22 protein-coding genes are annotated in these 24,526 nt (G+C 64.2%); 11 read left to right on the top strand and 11 right to left on the bottom strand.

The genetic code is table 11. From position 1 onward, the window contains the following. Window positions 1–97: 97 nt before the first annotated feature. From FJ956_RS01990 to FJ956_RS01965, 6 genes are all read right to left on the bottom strand, one after another. Window positions 98–2,008 (bottom strand): ATP-binding protein, encoded by a 1,911-nt coding sequence (locus tag FJ956_RS01990; RefSeq protein ID WP_140676377.1) that lies wholly within the window; start codon window positions 2,006–2,008, stop codon window positions 98–100. Between the two features lie 2 nt (window positions 2,009–2,010). After that, window positions 2,011–2,796, bottom strand: a complete 786-nt coding sequence (locus FJ956_RS01985; protein WP_140676373.1) for a Fic family protein — start codon at window positions 2,794–2,796, stop codon at window positions 2,011–2,013. 46 nt (window positions 2,797–2,842) lie between these two features. Further along, complete coding sequence (locus FJ956_RS01980) at window positions 2,843–3,988, bottom strand: hypothetical protein (RefSeq protein WP_140676370.1); 1,146 nt, start codon at window positions 3,986–3,988, stop codon at window positions 2,843–2,845. Between the two features lie 34 nt (window positions 3,989–4,022). Beyond that, window positions 4,023–5,111, bottom strand: coding sequence for a hypothetical protein (locus FJ956_RS01975; RefSeq protein ID WP_140676367.1), 1,089 nt, complete (start codon window positions 5,109–5,111; stop codon window positions 4,023–4,025). A gap of 308 nt (window positions 5,112–5,419) precedes the next feature. Then, window positions 5,420–6,031 (bottom strand): thymidine kinase, encoded by a 612-nt coding sequence (locus FJ956_RS01970; protein WP_140676364.1) that lies wholly within the window; start codon window positions 6,029–6,031, stop codon window positions 5,420–5,422. Window positions 6,032–6,093: 62 nt separating this feature from the next. Next, a complete protein-coding gene (locus tag FJ956_RS01965) occupies window positions 6,094–6,327 on the bottom strand; it encodes a hypothetical protein (protein ID WP_140676361.1) in 234 nt (77 codons plus the stop codon). Here FJ956_RS01965 and FJ956_RS01960 point away from each other — a divergent pair. From FJ956_RS01960 to FJ956_RS01940, 5 genes are all read left to right on the top strand, one after another. Then, on the top strand, window positions 6,317–7,252 hold the full coding sequence (locus FJ956_RS01960; protein ID WP_140676357.1) for a choline ABC transporter substrate-binding protein: 936 nt from the start codon (window positions 6,317–6,319) through the stop codon (window positions 7,250–7,252). The two genes, FJ956_RS01965 and FJ956_RS01960, sit on opposite strands and share 11 nt — an antisense overlap. 194 nt (window positions 7,253–7,446) lie before the next feature. Beyond that, the gene (choW, locus tag FJ956_RS01955; protein WP_140676354.1) at window positions 7,447–8,301 is read left to right on the top strand and encodes a choline ABC transporter permease subunit; all 855 of its coding nucleotides are present in this window, start codon (window positions 7,447–7,449) and stop codon (window positions 8,299–8,301) included. After that, on the top strand, window positions 8,298–9,479 hold the full coding sequence (gene choV, locus FJ956_RS01950) for a choline ABC transporter ATP-binding protein (RefSeq protein ID WP_140676350.1): 1,182 nt from the start codon (window positions 8,298–8,300) through the stop codon (window positions 9,477–9,479). Before choW ends, choV begins: the two co-directional genes overlap by 4 nt. A 114-nt stretch (window positions 9,480–9,593) precedes the next feature. After that, window positions 9,594–11,627, top strand: coding sequence for an autotransporter outer membrane beta-barrel domain-containing protein (locus tag FJ956_RS01945; RefSeq protein ID WP_140676347.1), 2,034 nt, complete (start codon window positions 9,594–9,596; stop codon window positions 11,625–11,627). A 179-nt stretch (window positions 11,628–11,806) separates the two neighbouring features. Beyond that, window positions 11,807–12,844, top strand: a complete 1,038-nt coding sequence (locus FJ956_RS01940) for an MBL fold metallo-hydrolase (protein ID WP_140676344.1) — start codon at window positions 11,807–11,809, stop codon at window positions 12,842–12,844. Between the two features lie 134 nt (window positions 12,845–12,978). Here the strand turns inward: FJ956_RS01940 and FJ956_RS01935 are convergent, their stop codons facing one another. After that, on the bottom strand, window positions 12,979–15,048 hold the full coding sequence (locus tag FJ956_RS01935; RefSeq protein WP_246672048.1) for a transcriptional regulator: 2,070 nt from the start codon (window positions 15,046–15,048) through the stop codon (window positions 12,979–12,981). Between the two features lie 169 nt (window positions 15,049–15,217). Here FJ956_RS01935 and FJ956_RS01930 point away from each other — a divergent pair, with 169 nt between their 5' ends. Then, window positions 15,218–16,303 (top strand): pyridoxal-phosphate dependent enzyme, encoded by a 1,086-nt coding sequence (locus FJ956_RS01930; RefSeq protein WP_140676341.1) that lies wholly within the window; start codon window positions 15,218–15,220, stop codon window positions 16,301–16,303. A gap of 83 nt (window positions 16,304–16,386) precedes the next feature. Continuing rightward, complete coding sequence (locus FJ956_RS01925; RefSeq protein WP_140676338.1) at window positions 16,387–17,865, top strand: aspartate aminotransferase family protein; 1,479 nt, start codon at window positions 16,387–16,389, stop codon at window positions 17,863–17,865. 20 nt (window positions 17,866–17,885) lie between these two features. Here the strand turns inward: FJ956_RS01925 and FJ956_RS01920 are convergent, their stop codons facing one another. The 3 genes from FJ956_RS01920 to FJ956_RS01910 all read right to left on the bottom strand — a co-directional run bounded on the left by FJ956_RS01920 (window position 17,886) and on the right by FJ956_RS01910 (window position 20,478). Next, window positions 17,886–18,260 carry a YciI family protein gene (locus tag FJ956_RS01920; RefSeq protein ID WP_140676335.1) on the bottom strand — a complete coding sequence of 125 codons (375 nt, stop codon included), beginning with the start codon at window positions 18,258–18,260 and terminating at the stop codon, window positions 17,886–17,888. A gap of 95 nt (window positions 18,261–18,355) precedes the next feature. Continuing rightward, window positions 18,356–19,765, bottom strand: coding sequence for an ATP-binding protein (locus tag FJ956_RS01915; RefSeq protein ID WP_140676333.1), 1,410 nt, complete (start codon window positions 19,763–19,765; stop codon window positions 18,356–18,358). After that, window positions 19,762–20,478, bottom strand: a complete 717-nt coding sequence (locus FJ956_RS01910; protein ID WP_140676330.1) for a response regulator transcription factor — start codon at window positions 20,476–20,478, stop codon at window positions 19,762–19,764. Before FJ956_RS01910 ends, FJ956_RS01915 begins: the two co-directional genes overlap by 4 nt. Window positions 20,479–20,715: 237 nt before the next feature. Between FJ956_RS01910 and FJ956_RS01905 the strand changes: the two genes are divergently transcribed. From FJ956_RS01905 to clpS, 4 genes are all read left to right on the top strand, one after another. Beyond that, window positions 20,716–21,018, top strand: a complete 303-nt coding sequence (locus FJ956_RS01905) for a hypothetical protein (RefSeq protein WP_140676327.1) — start codon at window positions 20,716–20,718, stop codon at window positions 21,016–21,018. 37 nt (window positions 21,019–21,055) lie between these two features. Next, entirely contained in the window at window positions 21,056–21,331 is a 276-nt protein-coding gene (locus FJ956_RS30965; protein WP_140676324.1) for a hypothetical protein, read from the top strand. 149 nt (window positions 21,332–21,480) lie between these two features. Continuing rightward, on the top strand, window positions 21,481–21,825 hold the full coding sequence (locus tag FJ956_RS01895; protein WP_140676322.1) for a hypothetical protein: 345 nt from the start codon (window positions 21,481–21,483) through the stop codon (window positions 21,823–21,825). A gap of 128 nt (window positions 21,826–21,953) precedes the next feature. Continuing rightward, window positions 21,954–22,259: an ATP-dependent Clp protease adapter ClpS gene (clpS, locus tag FJ956_RS01890; RefSeq protein WP_140676319.1), complete on the top strand. Its 306-nt coding sequence runs from the start codon at window positions 21,954–21,956 to the stop codon at window positions 22,257–22,259. Window positions 22,260–22,437: 178 nt separating this feature from the next. Here the strand turns inward: clpS and FJ956_RS01885 are convergent, their stop codons facing one another. Then, window positions 22,438–24,525 carry a hypothetical protein gene (locus FJ956_RS01885; RefSeq protein ID WP_140676316.1) on the bottom strand — a complete coding sequence of 696 codons (2,088 nt, stop codon included), beginning with the start codon at window positions 24,523–24,525 and terminating at the stop codon, window positions 22,438–22,440. Between the last annotated feature and the right edge of the window lies 1 nt (window position 24,526).

Genomic DNA, 24,526 nt, shown 5'->3' with positions numbered 1-24,526 from the left:
CAGCGGAGTGAGACGCTGGCGTTCCCTGGAGCACCCCTCATCCGTCGCCTTCGGCGACACCTTCTCCCACAAGGGGAGAAGGAGGCGTCGGCGCAGCTCACGCATTCCACAAACCCTTCTTCTTCAATTCCTCCATCGCGCGCGCGGCGCGCTCGCGCAGCCTTGCGTCTCGCAGGAGCTTCTCCACCGCGGCATCGTCGGACTTGTCGGAATAGCGGAACTCGGAATCGGCGTAGCGGTTGATCTCCTGCATGACCATGTCCATCGAGAACGGTCCGCGCAGTTCCTCGATCATCGCCTTCTTGTCATCGTAGCTCTTGTGCATGAAGGCTTCCGGTTTCTCGAACCAGTCGTCCGGCAGCTCGATGTCCATGGCGCGCATCTTTATCGCGTCGGTGACGTTCTTGATGGCGCGACCGGTGAAGCGCGGCTCGGCGTCCTTGATCATGTGCAGGTAGGTGCCGACATCGGCCATGGTCTTGGGCGCGCCGTTCTCGTTCATGTAGCGCTCATAGACCTTCATCAGCCCATCTTCCTGTGGCTTCTCATGCTCTTCATAGGCTTCGGTCACGGCGCGCTGGATCTCTTGCGCGGCATAGAGCTCGTGCTCGCCGAGCGGGATCTTGTGGTTCTTGCCGGCAAGCAGCACGAAGATGTCGATATAGTCGTCGCGGGTCTGCGGGCCGTCGACCAGCCATCGCGCGCCGGCGCGCTGGCGCAGCGCATCGTCGACATTCTCGGGGTAGTTGGAAAACATGCCGAAGGAGCAATTACCGCGCACCACCGTCGAGGCACCGGCGAAGGCGTCCATCAGGACGCCGGTGATCTCCTGCTGGCCGGCCGAAGCACGGTCGTCGGAACGGCGCGCCGCCACCTGATCGATGTCATCGATGGTGCCGAAGCCGATGACGCGCGGATTGAGCACGTTGTTGATGAACTGGCGGCAGTTCTGGCCCGACTTGCCCTGGTAGGACGAAATCTGGTCGACGCCGAAATTCTCGTAAGCAAAAGGATAGCCTGCGACCTGACAGTAGCCATTGACGAGGCCGGCGATCATCTGGATCAGCGTCGTCTTGCCGGTGCCCGGCGCGCCGTCGCCGATGAAGGTGAACAGAAAGCCGCCGAGCTCGACGAAGGGGTTCAGCTCGCGCTCGAAGTCGTAGGCCATCAGCATCCTGGCCAGCCTGACCGACTGGAATTTGGCGATGTGGTTGCCGACGACCTCTTCCGGTTTCTTGAAGGTCATCACCAGCGGCTTGGAGCGCTTGCCGGGCGCGACGTCGAAACCATCGAGGGTGAAATCGTCGACATCGATACGGATATGGGCGTTCTCGAACGGGCCGATGCCGTCGAAACGACCTTTTCGCGCAAGCAACCCGTCGATGGCGACGCGGGCGAAGGCACGAGCGCGCGTCGTCAGGTCGGCGTCATCCTTCGAGCCGGCGATCGCCTTGTCGAGACCAGCGACGATCGACTTCACCGCATCCTGCGGCGTGTCGAACAGGAAGTCGGGCTCGGGAATGTCGTTCGGCGCCTCGCCGTCGCCGTCGATCAGCTGGAACAAATAAGACGCGAAACTGAAGGCGGAGACGTAAGCCGACGCCGACAGAAGCTTCTTGAAGGTGGCCGCCTCGTCGCCTTCCAGCGGCGCGCGCGCGTTCCTCGCCTGCAGGCTTTCGAGGTCGGAGCCTTCGGCGAAGACATCCGATATGGCGAGCGCGATCGCCAAGCCGCGCCGGGCGCGATAGAGCAGCGTGTGCTGCGGGATGCTCATCAGCTGATCGTCGGGGTGGATGGCCGCGACCGTCTTCGAGATCTCGACCTCGCGCGTGCGGCGCACCGAGCCGACCGACACGGTCGAGACGAAGCGGCGGTTGGTGCCGGCGAGCGCCGTGCCGGATTCGCGCGAGGGGTCCTCCAGCACGACGATGCGGGTGATGAAGCTCTGCGCGGTCGCGCGGTGCTTTTCGATTGCGGTTTCCGAAATCGTTGTCAGGCCGGTATCCATAGTCAGCTCCTCATCGGAATTGTCGTGCTGGCACCGGCGGAAGAGTTCCGCGCTTGACGCGCGGCATCGAGATAGAGATCCAGCGTCTGGTCCAGCCTTTCGAAAAGCAGCTTGTCGAAGGCGGCATGACCGCCGCCGCGCTGGTCAATTTCAAGCGCGGCGATGTAAGCGGGACGATCTTCGGGGCGGATCGCCACCGGCGGATAGCCGGCGCGCGCCAGCACAAGGTTCATCAACAGCCGCGCCGTACGGCCATTGCCGTCGTTGAAGGGGTGGATGCCGACGAGCCGTCGATGGGCCTCGAAGGCGGTCTGCGGCGTGCTGCGTGCCGCAGTCAGCCATCGGCAGAACGTTTCCATAAGGGCCGGGACCTCCGCCGGGGTCGGGAAGTTGTGAACGCCGGCATCGGTGTTCACATAGCGAGCGATGTCGGCGTAGCGACCGGCGATCTCCGGCTTGGAATTCGCGACGACCAGATGATGCAGGTTGCGGACGTCCGCCTCGGTTATCGGAGCGTCGCGTTGTGCGGCGATTTCCAGCACCCAGTTCAGAGCCCGCGCGTGATCGATCGCCTCGAGGTGGTCCTTGAGGGGCTTGCCGCTGATCGTGATGCCTTTCTCAAGCACCAAGGCGGTCTCACCCGCGGTCAGCGTGTTGCCCTCGATTGCGTTCGACGTGTAGGTGATGTCGATCCGCTGGGTGTGCTCCAGGCTATCCAGGGCACCGAGGCGAACCCTCTTCCTTAAAACGTCAAGCTCTCTTTTCTTAGCGGATACCGCTGGTTTCATTTTTCGCACCTCGCTTGCGCGCCGCGCCTTTGGCCGCGCAAGCATCTCAAACGTCGCTGATGACCTGTCCGTTGGACAGGATGTGGACCTTGTAGCCGGAAAAGATCTTTTGCGCTTCGCCCGCGGCGTAGAGCGCCTGGTAGGCCTCGTGCGGGATCAGCGCGTGGTTCTCGTAGCTCGACACGCCCTGGCGCGCCGCTTCGAGGTCGTCGGTGTTGATGAAGAATTCCTGCGTCGTCTTCTCGCTGGAGAACAGGCCCTTGCGGCCGGGTTTCTCGCTCTTCGAAAAGACCTCCTGGATCGTCCAGGTGAGCAGCCAGGCGTTCTCCGGCTTGCGCACCTTGGCCAGCACCTCGGCCACCGTCGAATTGTTGTCGGTGATGCCGGCCGAGTAGAAGGGTCCCAGCACCACGCGCCTCAGCTGCTTGGGATGCAGCGGCTCGAAATCCTTGTCGAGATTGACCGCGATCGTCGCCGGCGAGAGTGTGTAAGCGGAATTCTTTTCGGTGAAGTCGTCGAAGCGATGGGCAAGCTCCGGGTTGAGCAGGCCGTCGACGGGGAGCGGGATATCGACCCGCTCGTTGAGCTTGCCGTTCACGTCGACCAGCTGGCGCACCATGTTTTCGGAGGAATCCTCCACCGTCACCATATAGACCAGCGGCAGGTTGGCGCTGCCGTCGAACGCGGCCCAGTGGACGAGATAATAGGGCCGCATGGTCTTCGGATTGACCGAGACCTTTGCCGTCTGCGCCAGGGTGAACGGGCCGAAGGTCGCCTCGCTCTTGACGTCCTCCAGATAGAGCCGCTCGGCCATCGACTTCTGCAGCGCCTCGGGAAACTCCTTGTGACGCAGGATGAAGTCGGCCATCTCCTCGCGCAGCTCGCCTGCCAGCGGGATGTTGGCCAAGCGCGCATCGGCCTGCTGGCGGTCGTTTTCCAGCTCGAGCAGGCTCTGGAAGACGGGGTAGCCGCTTTCGGCGCGCGAGATGCGGAACGTGTCCATGAAGCCGAGCCGGTTGCGCCAGCAGGCAAAAGACTTGTCCAGCCGCGCGATATACTCCGCGACGATCCTGGCGACGATGCCGTGCCGGTAAAGCGGCGAACGGTCGTCGCGCATGAACACTTCCAGCCCGCTCAGCGCCGCCGTGATGGCGGAGAAATAGCGTGCCGCGGCGTCGTTCTCAGGTGTCATGTGGCTGCCGTGGAAACGAAATCAGCGGCGCCGCCTATTGCTGCACATAGTTGGCGGCGTTGTGCTTCTTCATCACATCGTCGAAGCGGCGGGCGAAAGCGTCGTCGGCAAGCTTCTTGCGGCGCTGGATGTCGGCGCTGGCGACCATGTTCTTCTCGTGCATCTCCAGGAGGTCGCCGATGTGCTTCTGCGAGGCGGCACCAATGCCGGCCATCGTCTCCTCGGCGGTGTTGTCGACCTGGCTGCCCAGTGTGTTGATCTTGTGGGCGACGTCCTGCTGGGCGGCGGTCTTCAGCGAATCCTCCAGCGCCTTGTACAGCACGATGCGCTGCTCGGTGTCGATGGTCAGCTTGTTGATCAGGGTCGACTGCGCGGCGATCTGGTTGTTGAGCGAATCGACGAAGGTCTGGAACATTGAGGTGTAGCGCTCCAGCGTCTGGCTTTCGGCCAGCAGCTCCTGCTCCTTGGCCTGCTTTTCATTGTATTCGGTCGCCATCTTCGAGCGCTCGCCCTCAAGCTCGGTGCGCTCCTTCTGGGTCGTGGAGGCGGCGATCTTGTTTTCGATGTCGAGCAGCTGCGGGTTCAATTCCTCGATGCGCTTCTGCACCGCCTCGAGGTTGGACATGGTCGTCTTGCGGCGTTCGATCACCTGCGACAGGCTGGTTTCGGAGGTCTTGTAGCGCTGGTCGAGAACCTGCTTCTGCGCCTTCAGGATGCCGACGATGGTGTCCGACTTCGCCAGCAACTCCTGCAGATTGCCGGCCAGCGACATGTTGCGGACGCGGTCGGTGCGCATGCGCTGCTTGCGCTGCGCCGAAAAGACGCCGACGAAGTTTTCCCAGCCGGTGTAGTTCTTCATGCTTTCGAATTCGGCGCCGAAGACGTTGGTGGCATCCTCCAGCCCGATGATCAGGTCGGCGATGTTGCCTTCCATGACCTTCTGCTGCTTGAGCACGTCCTCGATGCGGGCGTTCTCGATGTCGAAATTGGCGTCGCCGATCTTCTTGTCGGCCTGGGCGAGCGTGTCGAGCACGGTGCCGGATTGCTCGATCTTGCTGCGCATGTCCTGCACGACCTGCTTGGTCTTGGCAATTTCGGCATCGAAATTCTGCAATGTCGCCATTGGGGCCTCCCGCTTCGGCATCCGTTTCCATGTCGTGGCGGCGAATATATGTGGGGCTTCAAGGGATTGAAAGAAGGAAGACAAGGAGAAGCGTCAAAACAAAAGAATTGGTTGGATCCTTGAAAGGCAAGGCAAGCATACGCATGGCGCCTAGTAACGCACCATCATCGAACAGCTTTAGCCGATATGCCTTAAGGTCTTGTTTTTGCGAACGGCCATGAAACAGCGCCGGCAAATATCTTTCGCCGGCGCTGGTCGGGGCTTGAAGCGGTTTTCGGATGACATCCGGCTCTAGGCAGGCTTCCGGCTCAGCGGCTGACAAAGCCGATAAAGTCGTCGGGCGCGGCGCGGCCCATCTCCTCTTCCCAATGTCGGCGGCAGAGCGAGACATAGACGTCCTTGCCGATCGCCACCTGCTCGCCCTGCTTCGCCACCTTGCCGTCGGGCCCCAGGCGCACCACCATCGTCGCCTTGCGGCCGCAACGGCAGATGGTGCGCACCTCGCGCAGGTCGTCGGCGATGGCGAGCAGAGCGCGCGAGCCCGGGAACAGTTTGCCCTGGAAGTCGGTGCGCAGGCCGTAGCACATGACCGGGATGTTCAGCCGATCGGCGATGCGTGCCAACTGCCAGACCTGCTCCTCTTCCAGGAACTGCGCCTCGTCGACGAAAATGCAGTGCACCGCGGCGTGTACGTGGTGCTCGGCAACCCTGGCAAAGAGGTTATCACCGTCACGGAACATCTCGGCCTCGGTTTCGAGGCCGATGCGCGACGAGATCAACCCTGTGTCGCCCTTGCGGTAATGGCCGGCGACGAACAGCATCGTCGACATGCCGCGCTCGCGATAATTGTAGGAAGCCTGCAAAAGCATGGTCGTCTTGCCGGCGTTCATCGTCGCGTAGTGGAAGTAAAGCTTGGCCATGTCGCTCTTTTAGGTGTGTCGGGATTCAGGAGAGGTCGGCCCGACCTGAATCTCGACACACCCTAAGCCGACTTGCCGCGGCTCGGGGAGAGGGCGCCGGCTCCGTCCACCAGAAACTCGATGTCGTTCAAAAAGCTGTCATGTCGCTTAATGGCCAGCGCGCGCCGTTCGTCGCGACGTTGAACCGCTTGAAACAACATCAAAATGGTGTTTGGCTGACGAAACAAGGCGGGCGCAAGAACCGTGACTTCGCTTTGCCTCGAAAATCCAATGGGAGATAAGTTCATGTCGCGCATTAAATCTTTCGTCGCAGGCCTCGGCCTTGCGGCGCTTCTGTCGACGACCGCCGCCTATGCCGGCGATCCGGCGAGTTGCAAGGCCGTGCGGCTGTCGGATGTCGGCTGGACCGACATTCAGGCCACCACGGGCCTGGCTTCGGTGCTGCTGACTGCGCTCGGATACGAACCGCAGGTGATCCAGCTTTCGGTGCCGGTGACCTATGCGTCGTTGAAGAACAAGGATCTCGACGTCTTCCTCGGCAATTGGATGCCGTCGATGACCAACGACATCAAGGATTATACTGCCGACGGCTCGGTCGAGACCGTCAGCCAGAACCTCGCTGGCGCCGGCTACGGCATCGTCGTGCCGACCTATGTCGCGGATGCCGGCGTCAAGACGCTGACCGATCTCGGCAAGTTCAAGGACAAGTTCAACGGCAAGATCTACGGCATCGAGGCCGGCAATGACGGCAACCGCATCATCCTCGACATGATCAAGAACCCGAAGGACAACCTCGAAGGCTTCGAACTGGTCGAATCCTCGGAAGCCGGCATGCTGACGCAGGCCGAGCAGTCGATGAAGAACAATGAATGGATCGCCTTCCTCGGCTGGACGCCGCATCCGGTGATGGGCGCCATGAAGATCACCTATCTCGGCGGCATGGGCGACAGCGGCTTCGGCGCTGCCACCGTCTCGACCAATGTCCGCAAGGGCTACATGACCGAGTGCCCGAATGCCGGCAAGTTCATCGCCAACCTGAAGTTCAATCTCGACATGGAAGGCGAGATGATGGACGCCATCCTCAAGGGCGGCGACCCGCAGACGGTCGCCACCGACTGGCTGAAGAAGCATCCGGATGCGGTGACGCCGTGGCTTGCCGGCGTGACCACCTTTGATGGCGGCGATGCGGCGGCTGCCGTCAAGACCGCGCTCGGAAGCTGAGCCGGCTTTGAGCCCGCAATGATCCGAAGGAGGGCAGCCGGTTGAAAAGGCTGCCCTTTTTCTTAAAGCGCGGCGCGCCTTAAGCCTCTGTTTTGACGCATGTCATTTCCCAGAACCGCTGCACACTTTTGGGCGACATGCGTTAAGCTGCGAAGATGATCGTACGGAAAGTGCGGCGAAGCCGAGAGGGGAAGATGGATCCGATTTCGAAATTCCTGACAGACTACAAAATTCCCATCGGGCCGTGGGGCAAGGCCTTCTTCGGCTTCCTGACCGACAATTTCGACACCGTCTTCCGGGCGTTTTCAAACGGGCTGAATTTCATCCTCGACGGGGCGGTGGATCTGCTGCTGATGGTGCCGCCCGTGCTTCTGGCGCTGGTCATCGCGATCATCGCCTGGCTGCTGCAGCGTTCGCGGCCGCTCGCCATCGGCGTATTCCTCGGCCTGATCTTCATCATCAACCAGAATCTGTGGAAGCAGACGGTGCAGACACTGGTGCTGGTGGTTGCGGCCGCGGCGATGGCCATGGCGATCGGCGTGCCGCTTGGTATCTGGGCCGCGCACAAGCCGAAGGTCTACCGCGTCATGCTGCCGGTGCTCGACCTGATGCAGACGCTGCCGACCTTCGTCTACCTGATCCCGGTGCTCACGCTGTTCGGCCTCGGCAACGCGCCCGGCCTCATCGTCACCATCATCTTCGTCATCCCGACAGCCGTGCGCCTCACGCATCTCGGCGTGGTTTCAGTGCCCAAGGCGATCGTCGAGGCGGGCGAGGCGTTCGGCGCCACCAAGCGACAGCTTCTGTGGAAGGTGGAGCTGCCGTCGGCGCTGCCGACGATCATGGCGGGCCTGACGCAATCGATCATGCTGTCGCTGTCGATGGTGGTGTTCGCCGCCCTGATCGGCGCCGGCGGCCTCGGCACTGAAATCAACCGCGCGCTCGGCTCGCGCCGCATCGATCTCGGGCTCGAGGCGGGCCTCGCCATCGTCGTGCTCGCCATCGTGCTCGACCGCATGACCCGCATCGGCGTTGGAGGCAAGAAATGACCGTCGCGGTTGATTTCAAGAATGTGGACATCGTCTTCGGCGCCGATCAGGCAGGTTCGCTGGCGATGATCGACAAGGGCGCTACGCGCGCCGAGATCCTGGAAAAGACCGGTAACGTGCTGGGTTGTGCCGGCGCCAGCCTTACCGTGCATGAAGGCGAGATATCGGTGCTGATGGGCCTGTCCGGCTCCGGCAAGTCGACGCTGCTGCGGGCCGTCAACCGGCTCAATGTGGTGTCGCGAGGCCAGGTGCTGGTCAAGGACGGCGACCGCACGGTCGATGTGGTCACCTGCGACGAGGCGACCTTGCGGCGGTTGCGCCAGAAGCAGGTGGCCATGGTGTTCCAGCAGTTCGGCCTGCTGCCATGGCGCACGGTCGAGGAAAATGTCGGCTTCGGCCTCGAGCTTGCCGGCGTGCCGGAGGCGGAACGCAAGGCGCGCGTGCAGAAGCAGCTGCAGCTGGTCCATCTCGACCAATGGTCGAAGAAATACGCCCATGAGCTTTCGGGCGGGATGCAGCAGCGCGTCGGTCTCGCCCGGGCTTTCGCCACGGAGGCGCCGATCCTGTTGATGGACGAGCCGTTCTCGGCGCTGGACCCGCTGATCCGCACCAAGCTGCAGGATGAGTTGCTGCAACTGCAGGCCGAGCTGAAGAAGACCATCATCTTCGTCAGCCACGACCTCGAGGAGGCACTGAAGATCGGCAGCCACATCACGATCATGGAGGGCGGCCGCATCGTCCAGACCGGCGCGCCGGAAGACATCGTGCTTAGGCCCGCCAACGACTATGTCCGCGACTTCATCGCCAATGTGAACCCGTTGTCGGTGCTGACGGCGTGGAACGTGATGCGCGATCGCCGTGATCTCGAACAGGGCGAGAACGGCTGGGTGTGGCTCGACCGGCGCAAGACGACGCGCTTCAAGATCGACGACCACGGCCTGGTGGCCGCGGCCGAACGCGACGGCAAACCGGCGGTGTGGGTGTCCTGCGCCGATGTCGAGGGTCAGCCGGAGGAGGGGGCCCAGGTGTTCTGGGCCAATCCCGGCACGCCGCTGAAGACGGTGATGCTCGCCATGCACCGCTCGCAGACGGCGCCGGTGGCGCTGTTCGACGAAGGCTCGCGCTTCGTCGGCGCTATAGGCATCCGCGACGTGCTGAGCGCGGTGCTGCGGCGATAGGCTTCTTCGAAAGCGCCCGGGGTCTCCGGTCCGGGCGCGCTGCCCACGACTTGTTTTTCGCTTCCTTCGGGCGCAGAATCCATTCTGTTGTATGCCCATGCGCCGAGGGGGGTGATGCCGACGTCGCGCACAGGGGTTCCAGGCGCGATAGCGCTGTCGATATTCGCCGGGGTCTCGCTCGCAAGCGGCGCGGCGTTTCCTCAAAGTTTTGTCATCGGCAATGGCGTCGTCGCCAGCCAGCAGACGATGACCGCTGCCGGCGATACCGGCGTCGTGCAGGCAAACGGGGCGATCGAGACATTCGGCGCCGGCATCGATGCCGTGCGGATGCTCAACGCGAACCAGCGGCTCACCAATGACGGGTTGATAGCAACATTGGGCGGCGGCGCCGCCACTGTGCATTCGCAAGGCAGCAGCGCGACCATCCTCAACAACGGAGCCATCCTGGCGATAGGCGATGCCTCCATCGGCATCTTGTCGGAGGGCGGCAATGCGCACATCGTGAACACCGGCTCGATCGAAGCGCTTGGCGTCGCCACATACGGCATCATCAGCGACGCCCCGGGCGGGCGCGTGGACAACCGTGGCTTTATCGGCGTTTCAGGCACGGCCACCGCAGGCATCATCGGCGATGGGCCGGACCTGGAGATAGACAACAGCGGCTCGATCGAGGCCTATGGCACCGCCGCCGCAGGGATCATCTGGCAGAGCAACGGTCTACAACTGCAAAATTCCGGGTCGATCGTTGCGTCGGGGCTGGCTTCCGTCGGCATCGGCGCCAGCGGCAATGGCATCGCAATCGCCAACAGCGGCACGGTCAATGCCTTCGGGACAGCCTCGACAGGCATAGGCACCCTGTTCGGCAATGCCACGATCGGCAATTCCGGTTCGGTCATTGTCGAGGGAGTAGGTGCCGTGGGCATCGCCGCCCAGGGCAGCAACTCTGTCGTCACCAATTCCGGCCGAGTCTTCAGCGACCAGAGCGTGGCGATCTATTTCGGCGCGCCCGACGCGCTGCTGAATCTCTTGGGTGGGACGGCCATTCAGGGGCCGATCGTCTTTTCCGGCGGCGGCAACACCGTCGCCTTCGGCCCCGGACTGAATGCCGTCATGAGCTTTTCAGGAAGCGGCCTGCCGCAAACCATGCTGACCGGCGGCAGGCCGTTCGTGACGAGCGGCGACAGCGTGGCGGTGGTGGACATCACCGGGTTTGCCAGCAGCGGGCCGTTGGTCGAGGACCTTGTCGACGGCATAGCCGGTGTTGCCGAGGCGCGCATGTCCGCTTCAAGCGACGATTTGCCTGCGCCGCATAAAGGTCCAGACGCCTGGATCTCGACATTCGGCGGGCTACGCTCCCAGGGCGGTTCCGGCGCATCGGCCGGGTTCAGCGAGGCGCTTGGCGGGATGGTCGCCGGCGCCGAAAGGCGCTCGGGCGACGGGTTCCTCGGTGGCTTGTTCATCGGAGGCGCCGCCGGATCGACCGAGGTCGACGACGACGCGCAGGAGATCGTCCATCGCGGCGTGTTCGCGGGCGGCTATCTCGGCTATGACGGGGGCGTCAATTTTGCCGAAGCGGCATTCGTCGCCGGCGTGCTCCAGGAGCGCAGCCGCCGCCGTGTCGCGAACAACCTGGTGCTCGACGGCATCGAGACGGCGCGGGCGGATTTCAACGGCGTCTTCCTCAGCCCGTCGATTATGCTCGGCACGCGGCTGCCGGTTTCGTCCGGTACGCTGATACCCAGCGTGCGGCTGCGTTACGCCGGGCTGTTCTTCGACGATTACGCCGAGACCGGTTCGGATGGCGATCTCGCGGTCGCGGGGCGCAACGTCAAAGTCTTCGAGGCGCGTGGTCAGCTCGCGCTGGCTTTGGCGCCCGTCAGCATGCCAAGCCAGACCTGGCAAACCACGCTTCGAGCGGGGATCGACGCGATCGCGCAAAGCAGCGAGGACGTTTCGGCGACATTGCTCGGCCAGGACATCTCTTTTGCCGCCGGCGGCAAAAAATTTGTGTTGCGCGGCTTTGCCGGCGCGGACGTCGCCGCGGAGGTGGGCGCCGGCATGACGCTCAATGCCGGCTTCGAGGCGGGTTACGGGACCGACAATGCCTTCACCGTCCGGGGCCTGGCCCGTCTCAGCAAGGCTTTTTGAGGGAGCCGCTCGACCAGCCGGCACCACATTTGAAGATTGGCATTCCGTGGCCACAGGGAAGGCCGTCTACCGGCGTATATATTTTTCGAAATCCATTCTGATTCCAGAGGTCCCTGCGGTAGAATATTGCTGTGACCGCTCGGGTGACGCCCGGCGGCGAAAATGTAGCGGGCAGCAAAATGATCTTCCGTCAGCTCTTCGATTCCGTCTCGGGCACCTACTCCTATCTGCTTGCCAGCCGGCGCGGCGGCGAGGCGCTGATCATCGATCCTGTGCTGGAGAAGGTCGAACGCTATCTGCAGCTGGTCAATGAGCTGGACCTGAGGCTGGTCAAGGCGGTCGACACGCATCTTCATGCCGACCACATCACCGGCCTCGGCGCGCTGCGCGACAAGACGCATTGCGTGACCGTGATGGGCGAGCAGACCAAGGCCGACGTGGTGTCGATGCGGCTTGCCGACGGCGACAAGCTCGGCATCGAGGGACTGGCGCTCGACGTCATCTACACGCCCGGCCACACCGACGATTCCTACAGCTTCATCCTGCCGGACCGGGTCTTCACCGGCGACACGCTGCTTATCCGCGGCACCGGCCGCACCGACTTCCAGAACGGCGATCCGCGCCAGCAATATGAATCGATCTTCGGCCGCCTGCTCAAGCTGCCCGACGAGACGATGATCTTCCCGGCGCATGACTACAAGGGCGAGACCGTGTCGACGATCGGCGAGGAAAAGGCCTTCAACCCGCGCCTGCAGGTCAAGTCGGTCGACGAGTATGTGAACATCATGAACAATCTCAATCTGTCCAACCCGAAAATGATGGATGTGGCCGTGCCGGCCAACATGCGGGTCGGGCTGCACCAGGACGATATCGCCAGCCGCGGCTGGGCGGTGAGCGCGGAGCAGGCGCTGGCGCTGGTCGGGCGGCCCGACGTGGCGCTGGTCGACCTGCGCGAGCAAACCGAGCGCGAGCGGCACGGCGTCATTCCCGGCGCGATCCATCTGCCCTATGCGCGGCTGCAGGAAAACATCGCCGCCGGCGGCATGCTGCATGAGCTGGCGAAGTCTACAGCCAAGCAGATCCTGTTCTATTGCGCTTTCGGCGAGCGCTCGGCGATGGCGGTGCAGGCAGCGCAGGATGTCGGTATTGCCAGTGCCCGCCACATCCAGGGCGGCATCGACGCCTGGCGGAAGGCCAGCGGCCCGCTGAAGCACTGAACCGCGTCGCTCAAGCGCGTCGTGCGGAGCAGGGTTGGAAGGATGAGATCGGTAGCGATCCTTCGCTGCTGTCCCGCCGGCATTGCGAGTCTCCGCATGGCCGCAACGCTTCCGGGCTCAGTACCGACAAGGATTCAGTTCAGCCCGATGAGCTTGGCGCCGTTGCGAAACAGGGCTTCTCCATCCCGGTCGAAACGGAATGTCGCGATGAAGTCGTCGGCGCGATAGTTCGGCAAGGTGTTGCGGATAGCGGCGGCGTAATTCCGCGCCTCGTCCTGCCGGCCGGCCAGCGCCAGGCAATGGGCGGCGATCGCCAGGATGATGACATGGGCGTTTGGCCTCGCGGCCGCCTTCAGCGCCCATTCCGCGGCCTCGTTGTATTCGCCGAGCCGCGCATGCGCCATGGCGCGGGCGCCCATCATGCCGAACAGCAGCGGATCGAAGGGGCTGAGATGACGCGAATGATCGGACGAACCGATCGCCGATTGCGGGTCGCCCGACTGTGAATGGACGAAGGACAGCGCATAGTGGCCGAGCGCGAAATTGGGGCTGAGGTCGACGGCGCTCGCCAGCTCCAGCAGCGCGCCATCCTGCTCGCCGCGCAGCCACAGCGCCCGCCCCATGGCCCAATGGGCGGCAGGGTTGCGGTCGTCGACCAAAAGGCTCCGGCCGGCGCTTTCGAAGGCAAGCGCGGTCTCGCGGTCGCGCTCGCCCCAGCGCTGGAAGGCATTCTGCCAATGGGTGAAGGACATGCCGGCATAGGCGCGCGCGAAAGTGGGATCGAGCTTCAACGCCTCGCCGAAGAAATGCTGCGCCAGCTCGTTTTCCTGGCGGGTGAAGCGATACATGTGCCAGAGACCGCGATGATAGGCCTCCCAGGCATTGAGCGAGTTTGGCGCTTTCAGCAATGCGCGGTTGCGCTCCACCGTCGCGATCTCGGCGGCGATCGAGGAGACGATGCTGTTGCCGATATCCTCGATGACGATGAAGATGTCGTCGGGTTTGTGCTCGAAGGTTTCCGCCCAAACGATCCTCGCCGTGCGGACCTCGACAAGCTCGACCGAGACGATGAACCTGCCCGGCCGACTGAGCACCAAGCCCGTCGTGACATAGTCGACATTCAGCCTGCGTCCGGCATCTTCCGGCGCGATATTCTTCTCGGCGAGCGCGAAGACCGAGCCGCGGGCGATGACGAAGAAATCGCGAAGCTTGGCAAGCCGCGTGATGATGTCATGCGTGAGGCCGTCGGCGAGGCCGCCGCGGAAGCCGCCAGCGCCGGCGCTCTCGGCAAACGGCATCACCGCGAGCGACGCCCGGCGTGTCGCAACAGGCTCGGATTCGATCGCGGCGACGGGCGGTTCCAGGACCGGGAAAGCCGGCCCGGATCGGGCGCATGGCGTTGCGCCGGCGTTCCGGGCTCTTATCTCCTGCCAGGCCTCGCGCAGCGGCGTGAAATCCAGCTCCTCCGAGTGGAACAGCTCCGCCGCCGTCGCAAGATGCTCCTCGCCGGCGCCGATCTGTCCGCGCCGGGCCAGATTTTCCAACAGCGCCACATGCGCACGGCCATCGAAGGGCGCGAGTTCCAGCCATTTGTCGATATAGGCGCCGGCCTCGTCGGCTCCGGGCGGGACAAGACCGATGACGTGCTCCAGGACGGCGACATGGCATGCGCTGAAACGGCGACGCTGCGCCGTCAGCCAACTGCCGAAATGCGGGCTGCGATCGAGCTCAAGACCGTCGAGAAAGTCGCCGGCGAAATGTTGCGAAAGCGCCTCTAACCGCATGAGATCGAGCGTCTCGACACCTTCGGCCACCGCCGCGGCGGCATCCAGCGCGTCCACATGGACATCGTCGAGGCGAAGCGACACCGTATCGCCATGGGTTTCGACCCGGCGCCGATCCGGGTCGTCAAGCGCGGCGCGCAGCTTGCTCAGGCACCAGCGCAGCTCGCCGCGCGGATCGTTGGGCACGTCCCAGAAAAGTTCGCAAAGGCGGCTGCGGCTGACAGGGTGGGGCGCGAGCGCCAGATAGGCAAGCAGCGCGCGCAGCTTGCGCGACGAGGGCAAGGTAACGGGCACTCCGTCGCGGGCAATCGTCAGTTGCCCGAGCAGCCTTACGGACAGGCCGACGGGGCCGTTCAGGCTCGATCGGGTGGATTCCACGTATGTTTCCACGCTTTCTCCAACGCTGGCCAGTTGGTCCATATTCTATCACCAAAGACGACAGGAGGCAGCCGGCAGCCCATTCCGTGCAGGAACGCCGCCGTTGCCGCTTTTGCGGCAGATCAAGCAACCTATCGCGGCCAGGTGTCGAAACCGCGCCGCCAAGGCTGCCGGTCTGTAACCGGCACGTGAGGACATCGAGGAGAAAGCCATGTTGCATCAATTGAAAATCAGAACCACGTCCGGGCGCGGCCGGCTGTTCGACAGCATTCTCGATACGGTTGGCGACACGCCGGTCATTCGCGTCAACAATCTCGGGCCGGGTCACGCGACGATCTATGTGAAGGCCGAGTTCTTCAATCCGGCGGCCTCGGTCAAGGACCGGCTGGCGCTCAACATCATCGAGGAAGGCGAGCGCAGCGGTAAGCTCAAGCCCGGCCAGACGGTGGTGGAGGCGACGAGCGGCAACACCGGCATCGGCCTTGCCATGGTCTGTGCGCAGAAAGGTTATCCGCTGGTGGTGACGATGGCCGACAGCTTCTCCATCGAGCGCCGCAAGCTGATGCGCATGCTTGGCGCCAAGGTGGTGCTGACGCCGCGCGCCCAGAAGGGTTTCGGCATGTACAAGAAGGCGGTCGAGCTCGCCGAAGCCAATGGCTGGTTCCTGGCGCGCCAGTTCGAGACCGAGGCCAATGCCGCCATCCATGAGGCGACGACGGCGCGCGAGATCATCAATGATTTCGCCGGATCGCGCCTCGACTATCTGGTCACCGGCTATGGCACCGGCGGCACGGTTGCCGGCGTCGGACGCGTGCTGCGCCGAGAGCGGCCGGAGGTCAGAATAGTGCTGGCCGAACCGGCGAACGCGCAGCTGATCGGCAGCGGCACGCGCCAAGAGCGCGGTGCCGGCGGCGCGCCGGCCGCCAGCCACCCGGCCTTCGAGCCGCATCCGATCCAGGGCTGGACGCCGGACTTCATCCCCAACGTGCTGCAAGAGGCGATCGACCAGCGCTACTATGACGAGGTGGTGCCGATCCCCGGTCCCGAAGGCATCAAATGGGCGAAGGCGCTGGCGCAGCAGGAAGGCATCTTCACCGGCATTTCGGGCGGCGCCACCTTCGCCGTGGCGCGGCAGATCGCCGGCAAGGCGCCGGCCGGCTCGGTGATCCTGTGCATGCTGCCCGACACCGGCGAGCGCTACATGTCGACGCCGCTCTTCGACGGCATCGAGGCCGACATGGACGCTGAGGAGACGGCGCTGTCGCGCTCGACGCCAAGCTGCCAGTTCGAAGCCTGACGACACCGACCGCGACGCCGCCCCCGCATGGCGGCGTCGTTCTTTTTACGCGCGGGTCGACGCGCGCCGGCGGGAGAGGCGAGATGGATACATTTCAGGAAGCGACCAACGCGGAGGAAACGCTCGATCCGCCGGACTGGACCGATGTGGGAGCGCTCTCGCACCGGATCCTCGACGATGCCATCGCCTATCTCAAGGATGTCCGCGACCGGCCGGTCTGGCGCGAGATGCCGGCCGAGGTGCGGGCATTCTTCGGCGCATCCTTGCCGCGCTCGCCGGCGCCGGCGGCTGACGTCTATGACGATGTCGCCCGCAATTTGATGCCTTACCCGATGGGCAACGTCCATCCGCGTTTCTGGTCCTGGTACATGGGATCCAGCAACTTCACCGGCGCGCTCGGCGATTTCCTGGCGGCAATCCAGGGCTCCAATCTCGGCGGCGGCAACCATGCCGCGGCGCTGATGGACAGCCAGGTCGTCAACTGGGTGAAGGAGATGGTCGGCTTCCCGGCCTCGGCCAGCGGCACGCTGGTCAGCGGCGGCTCAATGGCCAACATCATCGGCCTGACCGTGGCGCGCAACGCCAAGGCGGGTGTCGACGTGCGCGAACGTGGCGTCGGCGCTATCCCCAGGCCGCTGCGCTACTATGCCTCGGACCAGGTGCATTCCTGCCACCGCAAGGCCATGGAGCTGCTGGGCCTCGGCAATCGGGCGTTGCGGCGAATCCCGACCGACGCCGGGTCGCGCATCGATATCGCCGCGCTCAAGGCGGCAATCGCGGAGGACCGCGCGGCGGGATTCAAGCCGGCCTGCGTGATCGGCACCGCCGGCACCGTAAACACAGGCGCCGTCGACGACCTTCAGGCGCTGGCAAGCGCGGCGGCCGAAGAGGACCTCTGGTTCCATGTCGACGGCTGCATCGGCGCGCTGATCGCGATCGCGCCCGAGAGCCGATCGCTCGTCGCCGGCATCGCACAGGCGGATTCGATCGCGCTCGATCCGCACAAATGGCTGCATGCGCCGTTCGAGGCCGGCTGCGCGCTGGTGCGGGACGCATCCGCGCACCGGAATACATTTGCCGTCACGCCGGAATATCTGGAATCGACGCCGCGCGGCCTCGCGTCCGGAGAGTGGCTGCACGATTACGGCTTGCAGACATCGCGGGGCTTCCGGGCGCTCAAAATCTGGATGGCGCTGAAGGAGCACGGCGTCGAGAAGTTCGGCCGGCTGATCGACCAGAACATCGAACAGGCCCGCTACCTGACCCGGCTGATCGAAGCGGAGCCAACACTTGAGCTGATGGCGCCGACCACCATCAACATCGTCAGCTTCCGCCACCGGCTGGCGGGCGCGTCCGAAGAGCGGCTCAAGGCTTTCAACACCGAGATCATGCTGAGACTCCAGGAGGAGGGCATCGCGGCCCTGTCCGACACGACCGTGCACGGCCGGCATTGCCTAAGGGTGGCAATTGCCAATCACCGCACGCGCCGCGACGATCTCGACCTGGTGGTCAGCGAGATGCTCCGGCAAGGGCGGGAAATCGAGGCCGCGACACCAGCCTGAAGCACGCTCGGGAGCCTGTCTCAGCTTACCGTCAGCGGCGCGCCGGGCAGATAAAGCATGATCGGCCGGATCTCGTAGACGGCGGACGGGTTGACGCGCTTCAAGTCGCGCGCGGCGGCGATCGCTTCGTCCTGGTTCGCGCAGTCGAGGACATAGAGGCCGAGCAACTGCTCCTTGGTCTCGGCGAAGGGACCGTCGATCACCATGCCTTCACCCGGACCGCGCAGCGTCACAGCCTCGCCCGTTGCGCCCAGCCTCGCCGCCGGCCCGAGCTTGCCCTCGCGGGTCAGCCTGTCGTTGACCTCGAGCAGGTCCTTCATCAGCGCCGCATCCTCGTTGGGCGACCAGGACTGCACAGTATCTTCGACGTGATAGGCAAGGACGGCGTAGAACATAGGTGGATTTCCCTCGTAACCAGGCGGGCCGCACTATCACAAGGATGGTTCGACTGATCCAGAGGCGCCGATGGCAGACAGCACCAGCTCCTGACTCAAGCTGCCACCGGCAGCCGCAGCTCCGTCAGCAGGCCTCCTCCGGGGTAGTTGGAAAGATCGACCTCGCCGCCGGCGCCGCGCGCGATGTTGCGGGCGATGGTGAGGCCGAGGCCGAGGCCGCCGGTGGTGCGGTTGCGCGATTCCTCCAGCCGCACGAAGGAGCCGAACACCGCGTCCAGCTTCGCCTGCGGGATGCCCGGGCCTTCGTCGCGGATCGAGAGCGTGATCGTGTCGCCGGACCGCCGCACGCCGAGATGCGCCTTCTTGCCGTAGGTCACCGCGTTCTGGATGAGATTGGTGATGCAGCGCCGCAGCGCCACCGGCCGCGCGATGCAGATCAGGCCGCGCGACGGGACCACGTCTTCGTCGAAGGATGCGCCGTCGAAGGAGTCCGCGACCGATTCCACCAGCGACCAGAAATCGATCCGCTCGGCCTTTTCCTCGGTCACCTCGAATTTGGCGAAGTCGATGACCGAGCTCGCGATGCTTTCGATGTCGGCAAGGTCGTGCGCCAGCGCCTCGCGCGCGGGCGACCTGCGCAGCAGTTCGAGGCGCAGGCGCATCCGGGTCAGCGGCGTGCGCAGATCATGCGCCAGCGCCGCCGCGAGGTGCTCGCGGTCCTCGACATAATCGCGCAGCCGCATCTGCATGGCGTTGATCGCCTTTGCCGCGGCGCGGATCTCGCGGCTGCCGCTTTCGGCGATCGGCGGGCTTTTCAGGTCGTTGCCAATGCGGGTCACCGCCGTTTCCATCATCCGGTAGGGCGCGGTCAGCCGGCGCAGCGACCATATCGACATGACCACGATCAAACCGGCGATCAGCGAATAGAGCGGCAGGCTGTCGAGGCTGAGAATCGGTCCCGCCGGCGTGATCGGTTCGGTGAAATTCAGCCACTGCCCGTCGGAAAAGCGCAGCGAGGCGGTCAGCTTGTCGCTTTGCGCGAAATCCGCGGCCAGGACCAGCAGGTCGCGCTCGACCTGGCCAACATCCTTGTTCACCGCCCGTCCGTCCGGGACATCGGCCTCCTGGGTGGCCGGATCGCGCCGCACGCGCGCATCGGTGATGCCGAACTTCGACAGGCGGCCGACCAGGATATCCTCCAACTCGGCAAGCTGGTCGTCGCCGGCGATCGACGAGGTGACGGCGGGCGTGTCCGAAACCGTCAGCGCATAGGTCGAGTTGAACAGGCCGGACGCGGTCGCCTTGCGCTCTTCGGGCGTGGCGTCATGCATCAGCTGCACCAGCGAATAGGCGCGGTCGTTCAACCGGTAGAGATCGACGACGCTGTTGGCGGCGGCTCGGTCGCGCGCGACGATGTAGAGCGTCGCCACCTGGCTGAGCATGAGGCCGGCAATGACGATGAGCAGCACCCAGACTGGCAGGGTCTGCGGCAGGAAGCGTCTCATTCGGACGTCGTCTCGGGCAGGAACTGATAGCCGCCGCTGCGCACGGTCAGGATCAGTTTCGGCGTCTTCGGATCGTCTTCCATCTTGCGGCGCAGGCGGCTCACCAGAATGTCGACGCTGCGGTCGAAGCTGTAGCCGGTGTCGCCGCCGGAGAGCTCGATCAACTGCTCGCGGGTAAGCACGCGCTGCGCGCTCTTGACGAAGGTCTGCAGCAGGTTGAACTCCGCCATCGTCAGTTCCACCCGGACGTCGTCGGGCGCCGTCAGGCGACGCCTCGCGCAATCCATGGTCCAGCCGGCAAAGCGGTAAATCTGCCTGGCGGTGGGCCTACGCGGCTCGGCACTGCCGTTGCGGCGCAGCACGGCGCGGATACGGGCCAAAAGCTCGCGCGGGTCGAAGGGCTTGGGCACGTAGTCGTCGGCGCCCATTTCAAGGCCCACAACGCGGTCGGTCGTTTCGGTGACCGCGGTCAGCATGATGATCGGCGTGGTGTAGTTGGCGCGGATCTCGCGGCAAAGCTCAAGCCCGCTTTTGCCGGGCAGCATCACGTCGAGAATGATCAGGTCCACCGGCGTGCGGCGCAGGACCGCTTCCATTTCGATGCCGTCGGCAGCCACCGTCGTATGCAGCCCGCGCTTCTGGAAAAACTCCTGCAGCAGGTCGCGTATGCCCTTGTCGTCGTCGACGATCAGTATGTGCGCATCGGATTTCACTCGAGACCTATCATTCTGTTTGCCGGATATCCCTTCGCTAAACACCCACACGATAGAATTCGGGCCACATCTTGGCCAGTGGCCGCGATCGTCCGCCGGCCGGATTCCCCAGAAACAATCCAGAAACAAAATTCTACAGTCGGGAAAAACTGGTGAAAAATTTCAAGGGCATAACCGGTGCCGTGGCGGCCAGGTCATCGGCTGCGACGCGAGTTTCCGGAGTAACGGACAAGACCAATGCAGAGGTTCTGGATCAGCGTGACGGGTGCTTTGCTCAGCATATCGCTCGTCACAGCAGCGGCCGGTGCCTCCACCGCTAAGGTCGCGCCGCTCACCCGGACCGAGCGTTGCACCAATCTGAGCCGTCAGGTTGACGAAGCCCTCGAAACCCATGCCGCGGCAACGCAGGTCACCGCGGCGAAAGCACTGCAAAGAAAGGGAAACCGGTTCTGTGCCAACAAGAAACAGGCACAGGGAATCCGGATGCTCGCAAATGCTTTGAAGCTGCTTGGAGTGGCACCGATCGATCCCGTTCAGTGACACTCATCCAGACCTGCAAGAAAAAGGAAATGAAGCCATGAAGAAGTCCATCCTCTCCGCCCTCGGCCTCGGTGTTGCTCTCGCCTTCGCGATGCCGGCGCTCGGCAATGCCGCCGCAACGACGACGGCTGCCCCGGCTGCTTCGACCGCGACCACCACGGCTGCTCCTGCGGATAGCACGGCTGCGAAGCCGATGAAGAAAGTCGCTGCCAAGAAGGCCTGCAAAGTGACCAAGACGCACAAGTGCCCGGTCAAGAAGAAGGCGTCGGCTGCGAAGCCCGCTGCTGCGAAGCCGGCTGCCAAGAAGCCCTGATCCAGCGCTCGGCGCCACTAGATGAAGCCGCTCCAGTCGATTTCGGCAGGAGCGGCTTGCTTGCGGCGGGAAGCCCGAAACCGGCAGGTTTCCATCGCATCAGTCTATCCTTAACCTGATTGCAATGCCGGTGCTGTAGGACAATCCGCATGAAGAAGCGGTTTTCGTCCCTGATGCGCTCGCTGACGCTCGGCGGCCTGATCGCCACCGCGGCGGCACGATCGTTGATCATCTTTACCGCAAGCCCCGTGCCGGATCCCGCCAGCGGCAGGACCGAACCCGAGCTTTTCGCTCCACTGATCTCCTCGAGCTTCGACTACATCACGCCGGCACAGTCCTGGATGCTGCTCGTGCTGACCGGCATAACGCTGATCGGCTTGGCCGGCTGGATATTCTTTGCCTTCATGGAGCGCGGCTCGGGCATGGATGGCGACGTCGGTTCAGGCAGATCGGGCACCCCGATGCGTCGTCCGGTCGGACGCCAGGGCCGTTGACCCTCCGGCGGCGCTTCCCCACATAAGGTCGAACGTCCAATCCGTCGCTATCCACGCGGAGGGTTGGACGGGTGTTTTTCAGCGTGACAAAATGAGAGCGAGAACTCAGTTCCTCGCCGCCGGATCCGATGCCAGAAACCGTCATCAAGCCCCGCGTCAAGCCGCAGCCGAAGACCGAGCGGCCGAAGCTCTACAAGGTCATCCTCGTCAATGACGATTTCACGCCGCGCGAGTTCGTGGTGACGGTGCTCAAGGGCGAATTCAAGCTGAGCGAAGACCAGGCGCACCGCGTCATGATCACCGCGCATACGCGCGGTGTCTGCGTCGTCGCGGTGTTCACCAAGGATATCGCCGAGACCAAGGCGACGCGGGCGACCGACGCCGGCAAGGCCAAGGGCTATCCGCTGCTGTTCACCGTCGAGCCTGAAGAGTAGGGGCGGCGCGCTTTCCTTCTCCCCTTGCGGGAGAAGGTGGATCGGCGCGCAGCGCCGAGACGGATGAGGGGTGTTCCAGCTTGGCGCCAACTACCCCTCACCCGGATTGCCAGCCGATTTGTGAAGGACAAATCGGGGCGATCCGACCTCTCCCACAACAAGGGGAGATGTAAGAAGCTCACCGTCCTTCGCGATACCACATCGAGCCGATGGCGAGCAGCAGCAGGCCGAGGCCGAGAAAGCCGCCGAACAGCGGCACGCGCGACACGGCCTTGAGCGAGCTGTCGTCGGTGGTGCGCAGGCCGATCCAGTCGTCGCCCGAAGCGGCCGCGGAAGAGCGGACAGGGATGATCGACGGCAGCGTCACGCCGCCGGCGAGATTGCCGAGCGTCGACGGCGGCGCCAGCCGCCGCACGCTGCCGCCGGTTGCCTCGGCAGGCGCTTTCAGCCTGTCCTCGGTCGAGATCACGTCGGAAAATTCCGGCGCGTTGATCGGGCCGACATGGGCAAGCGCGGTGAGGTCGCCATTGCCGATCTGGTAAAGGCCGATCTCGCCGGTCTGCAGGCTGCCGGTGAAGATGCCGGGCTCGGCTTTCTCGAGCTTGACCGTCACCGCCTTGCCGGACGGCGTGATGACCTGGGCGGGACCGGGATCGTCGCTCATCGTCTGGCGGCGGATTTCAAGCATCATGCCGCGGCCGTCGGCGGTCAGCCGTTCCTCTTCCAGTTCCGGCTCCTTCATCAGCCAATGGGCGATGCGACGATAAAGCTGGACATGCGGCCCGCCGCCCTCGAAGCCGCGCGCCCACAGCCAGCCCTGGTCGGAGAGCAGCATGCCGACACGGCCTTCGCCCTTGCGGTCGAGCAGGAGCAGGGGCCGATCGTCGGCGCCCTTCATCACCACTTCGCCTTGCGGATTCTTGACACCGATGGTGCGGAACCAGCGGCTCCAATGCGGCGGCTCGCTCGCCGAGCCGTCGAGCCCGCGCGTCACCGGATGGCGCTGGCCGAGATCGGTCAGGCGCGGATAGAAGGCCTTGTCCACCACCTCGCCGGTCGGCATGGCCGGCAGCGCGGCGTTGAGCGGCGTGCGGGCGATGGAGTTTTCGCCGGCATATTCGGGGCCGGCGGCAATCAGCAGCGCGCCGCCTTTTTCGACATATTCGGAGATGTAATCGTAATAGAGGATCGGCAGCACGTCGCGGTGCTGATAGCGGTCGAAGATGATCAGGTCGAAATCCTTGATCTTCTCGACGAACAGCTCGCGCGTCGGGAAAGCGATCAGCGACAGCTCGTTGATCGGCGTGCCGTCCTGCTTTTCCGGCGGGCGCAGAATGGTGAAGTGGACGAGATCGACCGATGCGTCCGACTTCAAAAGGTTGCGCCATGTGCGCTCGCCGGCATGCGGCTCGCCGGAAACCAAGAGCACGCGCAGGTTCTCGCGGATACCGTCGACCAAGGCGATCGCCCGGTTGTTGGCGTCGGTCAGCTCGCCGGGCTCCCGGTCGATGCCGAGCTGGACGATGTTCCGGCCGGCATTGGGTATGGTGACAGAGAGCTTCATCGGCTGGCCGACGGTCGCGTGCTCGACCGAGACCTGCTCGCCATTCACCGAGACACGCACGTCCACCGGAGCGCCGTCGCCTTCCGTCGAGATGACGCGGTAGGTCATGTCGAGCGGCTTGCCGACGAGGCCGAAGCGCGGCGCGTTCTCGAAGCGGATGCGGCGGTCCTTCTCGTGCTCGTTGCCGGTGATCAGCGCATGCAGCGGCGCGTTGAACTCCGGCGCGCCGGCCGGCGCATCATGCACCTCGCCATCGGTGATCATGATCGTGCCACCGATGCGCGACGGCGGCACGTCGCGGAAAGTGCCCTCCAGCGCGCTGAACAGCCTGGTTTCGGTGCGCTCGTCGGCGGCTTCGGACTTACCGGCCTCGACGACACGGACATCGAACTGCTTGAAGCGGGCAAGGCGCTGCTGCAACCCGGCCAGCGCCTCGTCGGTCTGCTTGGCGCGGTCGCCGATGTCCTGGCTCTGGCTGCGATCGACGATGAGAGCGACGACGCTCTTCAGCGCCTCGCGTTCCTCGGCGAGGAACACCGGGTTGAGCAGCGCCGCGGCAAGCGCGAGCAGCGCGACGAAGCGAAGCGCCGAGCCGCGTTGGCGGAACCACAGGCCGACCAGCGCCAGCAGCAGCAACGGCACGAAGAGCAGGCCAAAAAGCGGCCAGGAAACCAGCGGCTCGAAGGAGATCGACCAGTTCATG

The organism is Mesorhizobium sp. B2-4-3, from assembly GCF_006442815.1.
Lineage (GTDB): Bacteria > Pseudomonadota > Alphaproteobacteria > Rhizobiales > Rhizobiaceae > Mesorhizobium.
This window is presented reverse-complemented; position numbering and strand designations above follow the sequence as displayed.